Annotated in this window: 1 protein-coding gene and 1 pseudogene; both read right to left on the reverse strand. The window is 60.2% G+C overall.

Annotated features, from left to right (window positions below; translation table 11 throughout):
• Positions 1-605 (reverse strand): annotated as a pseudogene (locus V6936_RS17265) (2,5-dihydroxypyridine 5,6-dioxygenase); the annotation flags it as partial.
• 81 nt (positions 606-686) lie between these two features.
• A partial coding sequence (locus V6936_RS17270; protein ID WP_442892629.1) for an alpha/beta fold hydrolase occupies positions 687-836 on the reverse strand: 150 nt, incomplete at its 5' end.

The raw sequence follows: 836 nt of genomic DNA on the forward strand, positions 1-836 counted from the left end.
CGCTCATTGGGCCAGGTCAGCACAAAGCCGCTGGGCCAGTGATCCCACCGACCCGGCTCGTCCACAAAACCGTATTCACGAATCGCCGGGAACTCACCGAGCGGGCAGCGCAGATTGGTACCGGCAGGAGAGGTAATGCTCATCTCCTTGGCGGCCTTGATCAAGGCCGCTGCCGCGGTTACGCGTGCACGATCGGCTTCGGTGGGCACCGTGCGAACCAGAATTTCAGGTGGCTCCACGGCCAGCAAAATCTTGGTACCCGACTTCAGAATGTCGATCTGCTCGGGCGAGAACAACAGGGTCATCAGGTCCAGCACCAGATCACTGGCCTTCAAGGCGGCGATCGCCGCCTCATTACCCGTCAAGGGCGTGGTACCCAAGTACGCCAGCGAGTCACGGCTCAAGGCTTTTTCCGCGTTGACCGGCAACAAGTCCAGGCGATTGACAATCGCTCCCATGGACTGGGCGGCAATCTGCGCGCACTGCAGGGTCTGCGGGTGCGTGGTCGAGCTGGTCAGCAAAGTCACCGTTTGACCCGCCTCCAGCTTGGACAGGCGCAGCACTTCTTGCCAGGCCTCGATGAGTTGATAATCACTAACTGCCATCTTGTCTCTCCTTGTGAGAGGCTCCGGCACTGAGGCGGAACCTCTGCATCACAACGGGCCGCCCATGCGGCCCTTTCAACATCACACCAGGCGCTGGCCCAGGAAATCACCGAAGGCTTCGTAAAAGCCTGCTTCGTTATCCCAAGGGATCATGTGACCGGCATTGGGCACGCGTACGTGCTGAACGCCCGGGGCCAACTGCTCAATCTCGGCTACATCTTCATCACGCAC

It is taken from the genome of Alcaligenes sp. CHO6 (assembly GCF_037120595.1).
Taxonomy (GTDB): Bacteria; Pseudomonadota; Gammaproteobacteria; order Burkholderiales; family Burkholderiaceae_B; genus Alcaligenes; species Alcaligenes ammonioxydans.